The following is a 6,327-nucleotide window of genomic DNA, read 5'->3' on the forward strand; positions in this document are numbered from 1 at the left end:
GCTCGCCGCAACCGCAGATCGACATGGATGTCCTCGAACGGACACCACACCCCGCCGCGCTCCGAGCGTTCGACCAAGCCCAATTCGGCGAGGACGCTCGTGTCCTCATGCACCCGTTTCACGTCGCGTCCGACCCGCCGCACCAGTTCGCGCACACTGAGTTCGCCGGACCCAAGCAGGGTTTGCACCAGCATCCAGCGCCGTTCCGTCAACCGCCCGAAGAAGGCCGCCGGCGTCTCGAAGTTCAGCGTCTCGCCCTGATAGCGATCCGCTTGCGCGGCCTGTCCCGCCGCGCGCAAGGCTCCGCGCCAATTGGGTGTTAGCGTGATCGTCAGTGTTCTGCTCGCCATCGCTCCGCCTCCGCAATGAAATCCTCGACTCGCCCTCTATCCAGCTCCGCCTGAAGAACACCGCTAAGGCGTTTAACCGGCATCGACCAAACTTTACTAGGTGTTTTTGCCTCGGCGTGGATCCGTCAATTGGTCAAAGGTGCTGCGCAGTTCGCCCGTGATCTCCGGTAAACTCAATACGGTCGGGCCAAAAGAAACGCCCACAATTTCGATTCCAGTCATTGGACTCTTCCATGCGGCACTCGCCCCTCATCGCCACGACTCGACCGCTGTCGGTCACGCCACAACGCGCCAGTGTGCGCCGGGAGGAAGCATGCCCATTCAACAGGTGATCACCGAGGGCGAGCGGCCGGTCAAGATCTGGACCGACGAGCTCGATCCACGCTCGCGCGAGCAGTTGGTCGATCTCTCCAAACTGCCCTTCATCCATCATCATGTCGCCGCCATGCCCGATGTGCATGCCGGTATCGGCGCCACCATCGGCACGGTCATCGCCACCCACCAGGCGATCATCCCGGCGGCGGTGGGGGTGGACATCGGTTGCGGCATGGCCGCCGCGCGCACCTCGCTGACCGCCGGGCAGATCGACGAGCGCAGCTTGAAAAAGGTCTTTGACCAGATCAGCCGGGATGTGCCGGTCGGGCGCGCTCAGCATCGTGACGACCGCGCACTGGCGGAGGCCGCCAAACCCTTCGCCGCCCCACTCGCGAGCATGACCGACAAACACCCGCAACTGCTCAAGGCGTTCGGGCGCTTCTCCAACTGGGTCAATCAGCTGGGCACCCTGGGCGGGGGCAACCACTTTATCGAGGTCTGTCTCGACGAATCCGGTCAGGTCTGGGTCATGCTGCACTCGGGCAGCCGCGGGATCGGCAACGCCATCGGGAATTACTTCATCGAACTGGCGCGGCGCGACATGGAGCGTTGGATGATCCAACTTCCCAACCGCGACCTGGCTTACTTCCCGGAGGGGACGGAGCACTTCGACGACTATGTCGCCGCCGTCTCCTGGGCGCAGGCCTATGCCCGCGAGAATCGCGACCAGATGATGGCGCTGGTGCTGGCCGCCCTCGCCCGTCATCTGCCGGCCTTCACGGTGACCACGGAAGTCGTCAACTGTCATCACAACTATGTAGAGCGCGAGCATCACTACCGCGCCGATGTCTGGGTCACCCGCAAGGGGGCGATCCGTGCCCGCGAGGGCGATTGGGGCATCATCCCCGGCAGCATGGGCGCGCGCAGCTACATCGTGCGCGGTCGCGGCAATCCGGAGAGTTTCTGTTCCAGTGCCCACGGTGCCGGGCGGCGCATGAGTCGCACCGCCGCCGAGAAGCAGTTCACTGCGGCGGATCTGGCGGCCCAGACCGAGGGGGTCATCTGCCGCAAGGATAAGGGCGTGCTCGACGAGATTCCGGGCGCCTACAAGGACATCGACCGGGTGATGGCCAACCAATCGGATCTGGTCGAGGTGGTGCATACCTTGAAGCAGGTGGTGTGCGTGAAGGGGTGACGGTGGCGCAATTCGGCTTAGGTGATTCCCTGAAAACAATCTACCCATGGAGAAGCTGTTAATGGACAGGATTAACACGATTTCGCAGGATGAACAGGATAGAAGCCATTGTTTTTAATCCTGTCAATCTTGAAAAATCCTGTGAATCCTGTCCATTTGAGCATTGATTCTGGTAGAGACTTTCCCGGAAATCGCCTTAACTCCGGTACTCGGCATTGATGCGGACATAGTCATAGGAGAAATCGCAGGTCAGCACCCGTGCCTGGGCGTCGCCGCGACCCAGCGCCACGCGGATCAGAATCTCGGGTTCGGCCATGACGGCGGCCCCCGCCTCCTCGGTATAGTCCGGCGCGCGTCCGCCGTCCGCGACGATCAGCACCTCGCCCAAGGAGATCCGCACCCGCTCGATGTCCAGATCCTGGAGACCGGCGCGTCCGACCGCGGCCAGAATCCGGCCCCAGTTCGGGTCGGAGGCAAAGAGCGCGGTCTTGACCAGCGGCGAATGGGCGATGGTATCGGCGACCCGCCGGGCCTCGTCCGTGTCGGCGGCGTGCTCGATCTGGACGGTGACCAGCTTAGTGGCACCCTCGCCATCGCGGACGATCGCCGTGGCCAGGTCCAGACAGACCGCGCTGACGGCGGCCTGTAGCGCCGCGAAATCCGGCGTGTCGGCCGCCTCGATCTGCGGATTCCCCAGCCCGCCGGTGGCGATCAGCACGCAGGAATCGTTGGTCGAGGTGTCGCCATCGATGGTGATGGCGTTGAACGATGGCGCCACGGCCTGCTGGAGACAGACCTGCAGCAAGGCGGGCGCGACGGCGGCATCGGTGGCGATGAAGGCGAGCATGGTCGCCATGTCCGGGCGAATCATGCCGGCGCCCTTGGCGATCCCGGTCACGGTGGCGGTCTGGCCGTTCAGCGCGAACTGGCATGACACCAGCTTGGGCACCGTATCGGTGGTCATGATGGCGCGCGCGACGGACGGCCAGCCCGCCGGATCGAGCCGCGCCAGGAGATCGGGCAGGGCCGCCGCGAGACGTTCCACGGGCAGATGCTCGCCGATCACGCCGGTCGAAAAAGGCAGAACCTCCTCGGGCTGGCAGCCGGTCCGCTCGGCCAGTGCCGCGCAGGAGGCGCGCGCATCCTCCAGTCCGCGCCGTCCGGTTCCGGCATTGGCATTTCCGGAGTTGATGAGGAGATAACGCGGCGCGACGCGGTCCAGATGGCCCCGCGCCAGGGTGACCGGCGCTGCCCGGAAGGCGTTACGGGTGAAGACCGCCGCGCAGGTACTGCCCGGCGGCAACGCGAACAGCGCCAGGTCATCGCGCCCTGGATAGCGGATGCCGGCCGCGCCCGCCGCCAGCCGCAGACCGGCGACGGGGTGAAAGAAGAGCTCCGATGGCGTCATCGCGTTAGCTCGCTTTCCCGTGGCACTGCTTGAATTTTTTACCCGATCCGCAGGGACAGGGCTCGTTGCGGCCCACTTTGCGGCCTTCGCGCACAAAGGGCTGATGTTCCGGTTCGTCAGATCCTGGATGCGCTTCCGCGTCATCGGCATCGCCGCCGCCGAATCCTTCGAACACCTCATGCTTGAACTCGAAAGCCTTTGCTGGCGTCGGACTTGGGGCAAACGCCTCGGGCGGCGGACCGGACGCGCCATCGGGTGCCTGAATCTGAAGCTTGGCGAGGGTAATCACGACATCCTGTTTGATGCCGTCGAGCATCGCCGAGAACATCTCGAACGCCTCGCGCTTGTATTCCTGCTTGGGGTTCTTCTGGGCGTAGCCGCGCAGATGAATCCCCTGGCGCAGATAGTCCATGGCGGCGAGATGATCCTTCCACTGACTGTCCAGGGTTTGCAGCATCACGGCCTTTTCGATCTGACGCATGCTCGGCGACCCGATGAGCGCTTCCCGGTCCTCGTAACGCTTAACCAGGGTGTCATGAATGCGCCGGCGCAGGCTCTCTTCGTGCAGGTCGTGGTCCTCGTCCAGCCACTGCTGAAGCGGCCAATCGCCACCGAAATGATGGATCAGCACCTCGCCGAGTCCGGCGACATCCCATTGTTCCTCCAGGCTCTCGGGCGGAATGTGCCCATCGATCAGTGCCTTGAGCGTATCCTCGCGCATGGCGTTGACGGTGTCGGAGATATCGACGCTATCCATCAGCTCGCGCCGCTGACCATAGATCACCTTGCGCTGATCGTTGGCCACGTCGTCGTATTCGAGCAACTGTTTACGGATATCGAAGTTGCGCCCTTCCACCTTGCGCTGGGCGTTCTCGATCGCCTTGGTCACCCAGGGGTGTTCGATCGCCTCGCCCTTCTGCATGCCGAGCCGCTGCATCATCTTGCCGACCCGCTCGGAGGCGAAGATGCGCATCAGGTTGTCTTCGAGCGACAGATAGAAGCGCGAGGAACCGGGGTCGCCCTGACGCCCGGAGCGCCCGCGCAACTGGTTGTCGATGCGGCGCGATTCGTGCCGTTCGGTGCCGACGACGTGCAGACCGCCAGCGGCGACGACCTCGGCATGACGCAGCTTCCAGGCAGCACGGATGGCCTCGCGATCGGCGTCGGGGCCAGCCTCTTCGAGCTCCGCTTCCAGATTGCCGCCGAGCACGATGTCGGTGCCGCGTCCCGCCATGTTGGTCGCGATGGTCACGGCACCCGGCCGACCGGCCTGCGCGATGATGCCCGCCTCGCGTTCGTGCTGTTTGGCGTTCAGCACCTCATGGGGGATCTTTTCCTCGATCAGCAGCCGGTCGATGAGTTCGGATGTCTCGATCGAGGCAGTACCGACCAGCGCCGGCTGGCCGCGCCTCACGCAATCCTGGATGTCGGCGATGATCGCCTGATATTTTTCGTCCTGGGTCAGATAGACCAGATCGCCGCGATCCTCGCGGATCATCGGCTGGTTGGTCGGGATCACGACGACCTCCAGGCCATAGATCTGCTGGAATTCGTAGGCTTCGGTATCGGCGGTGCCGGTCATGCCCGAGAGCTTGGGATAGAGCCGGAACAGATTCTGGAAGGTGATCGAGGCCATCGTTTGGTTTTCGGACTGGATGGCGACCCCTTCCTTGGCCTCGACCGCCTGATGCAGACCCTCGGACCAGCGCCGTCCGGGCATGGTGCGGCCGGTGAATTCGTCGACAATGATCACCTGACCGTCGCGCACGATGTATTCGACGTTTTTCAGAAAGAGCACATGGGCGCGCAGCGCGGCATAGACATGGTGCATGAGCACGATGTTGCCCGGATCATAGAGCCCGTCGCCCTCGTCGAGCAGGCCGATCTCGACCAGCATCTGTTCGACCTGCTCGTGGCCTTCCTCGCTGAGGTAGACCTGGCGCAGCTTCTCGTCGACCGAGTAATCGCCGGGGCCGAAATCGGGCTTGCCTTCTTCGTTCGTGATGGGAGCCTGACGGGTTAGCCGGGGGATGAGCCCGTCGATCTTCTTGTAGAGGTCGGTGCTGCCCTCGGAGGGACCGGAAATGATGAGCGGGGTGCGCGCCTCGTCGATCAGGATGGAATCGACCTCGTCGACGATGGCGTAAAAGGGATTGCGCTGGGTCCGCTGCTCGGCGGTGAAGGCCATGTTATCGCGCAGATAATCGAAGCCGAATTCGTTGTTCGTGCCGTAGGTGATATCGGCGGCGTAGGTCTCGCGACGGGTCGCGGGCCGCAGATGACGATACCCCTGACCGGCGGTCGGCTCGTAATCCGGGTCGAACCGATACGAGGCCATGTCGGGCCCCAGGCCGCCGGAGGAATTAATGATGCCGACGGTCAGGCCCAGAAAATGATAAATCCGCCCCATCCAGGCGGCATCGCGGCGCGCCAGATAATCGTTGACGGTCACGACATGCACACCCTTGCCGGGCAGTGCGTTGAGATAGGCCGCCAGGGTGGCGACCAGGGTCTTGCCCTCGCCGGTGCGCATCTCGGCGATCTTGCCGTCATGCAGAACCATGCCGCCGACCATCTGTACGTCGAAATGACGCATCTGGAGCACGCGCTTGCCGGCCTCGCGGACCACGGCAAAGGCCTCGGGGAGCAGGCTGTCGAGTTCGGCGCCGGCAGCGAACCGTTGCCGGAATTCGGCGGTTTTCGCGGCGAGCCCCTGATCCGACAATTGCGCGATCTCGGGCTCTAGCGCGTTGATCCGCGCCACGGATTTTAGCAATGTCTTGACGAGCCGATCATTGCGGCTCCCGAAGATCTTTTTGAACAGACGAGTAACCATCGGATGAATTTAAGACCTGCCGACTAAATCCGCGAATGATACCGGAATTCGATGAACGAAGGTGTGGATCATGGATGACTTGCAGGGCGAGCGCGTTTAAACATTCCGTTTTTCGGGTAGTTGACGGATGCTAGCGAGAAACGACGATTGGAGTTTCTCATGTCAGCAAGCATTCTTGAGCATTTCACCTCCTTGGAAGATCCTCGGATCGAGCGTCGAAAGC

Annotated in this window: 4 protein-coding genes; 1 reads left to right on the plus strand and 3 read right to left on the minus strand. The window is 63.1% G+C overall.

Annotation, left to right across the window (positions count from 1 at the left end):
- Window positions 1–350: hypothetical protein (locus QZY07_RS06485; protein WP_295400812.1), on the minus strand; the 350-nt coding region annotated here is incomplete at its 3' end.
- 313 nt (window positions 351–663) lie between these two features.
- On the opposite strand from QZY07_RS06485, the gene QZY07_RS06490 reads away from it, so the two are divergent.
- The gene (locus tag QZY07_RS06490; protein WP_295400814.1) at window positions 664–1,860 is read left to right on the plus strand and encodes an RtcB family protein; all 1,197 of its coding nucleotides are present in this window, start codon (window positions 664–666) and stop codon (window positions 1,858–1,860) included.
- A 196-nt stretch (window positions 1,861–2,056) separates the two neighbouring features.
- Here the strand turns inward: QZY07_RS06490 and argJ are convergent, their stop codons facing one another.
- Both argJ and secA read right to left on the minus strand, forming a co-directional pair.
- On the minus strand, window positions 2,057–3,268 hold the full coding sequence (argJ, locus tag QZY07_RS06495; RefSeq protein ID WP_295400816.1) for a bifunctional glutamate N-acetyltransferase/amino-acid acetyltransferase ArgJ: 1,212 nt from the start codon (window positions 3,266–3,268) through the stop codon (window positions 2,057–2,059).
- A gap of 4 nt (window positions 3,269–3,272) precedes the next feature.
- Window positions 3,273–6,104 carry a preprotein translocase subunit SecA gene (gene secA / locus QZY07_RS06500; protein ID WP_295400818.1) on the minus strand — a complete coding sequence of 944 codons (2,832 nt, stop codon included), beginning with the start codon at window positions 6,102–6,104 and terminating at the stop codon, window positions 3,273–3,275.
- Between the last annotated feature and the right edge of the window lie 223 nt (window positions 6,105–6,327).

The sequence above is a fragment of the uncultured Thiocystis sp. genome, assembly GCF_903866365.1.
Classification (GTDB): domain Bacteria; phylum Pseudomonadota; class Gammaproteobacteria; order Chromatiales; family Chromatiaceae; genus Chromatium.

What these genes read in the sequence shown, in the direction of transcription:
- argJ (WP_295400816.1), bottom strand. Translation starts at nt 3,268, where the DNA reads ATGACGCCATCGGAGCTCTTCTTTCACCCCGTCGCCGGTCTGCGGCTG.
- secA (WP_295400818.1), bottom strand. Translation starts at nt 6,104, where the DNA reads ATGGTTACTCGTCTGTTCAAAAAGATCTTCGGGAGCCGCAATGATCGG.
- QZY07_RS06490 (WP_295400814.1), top strand. Translation starts at nt 664, where the DNA reads ATGCCCATTCAACAGGTGATCACCGAGGGCGAGCGGCCGGTCAAGATC.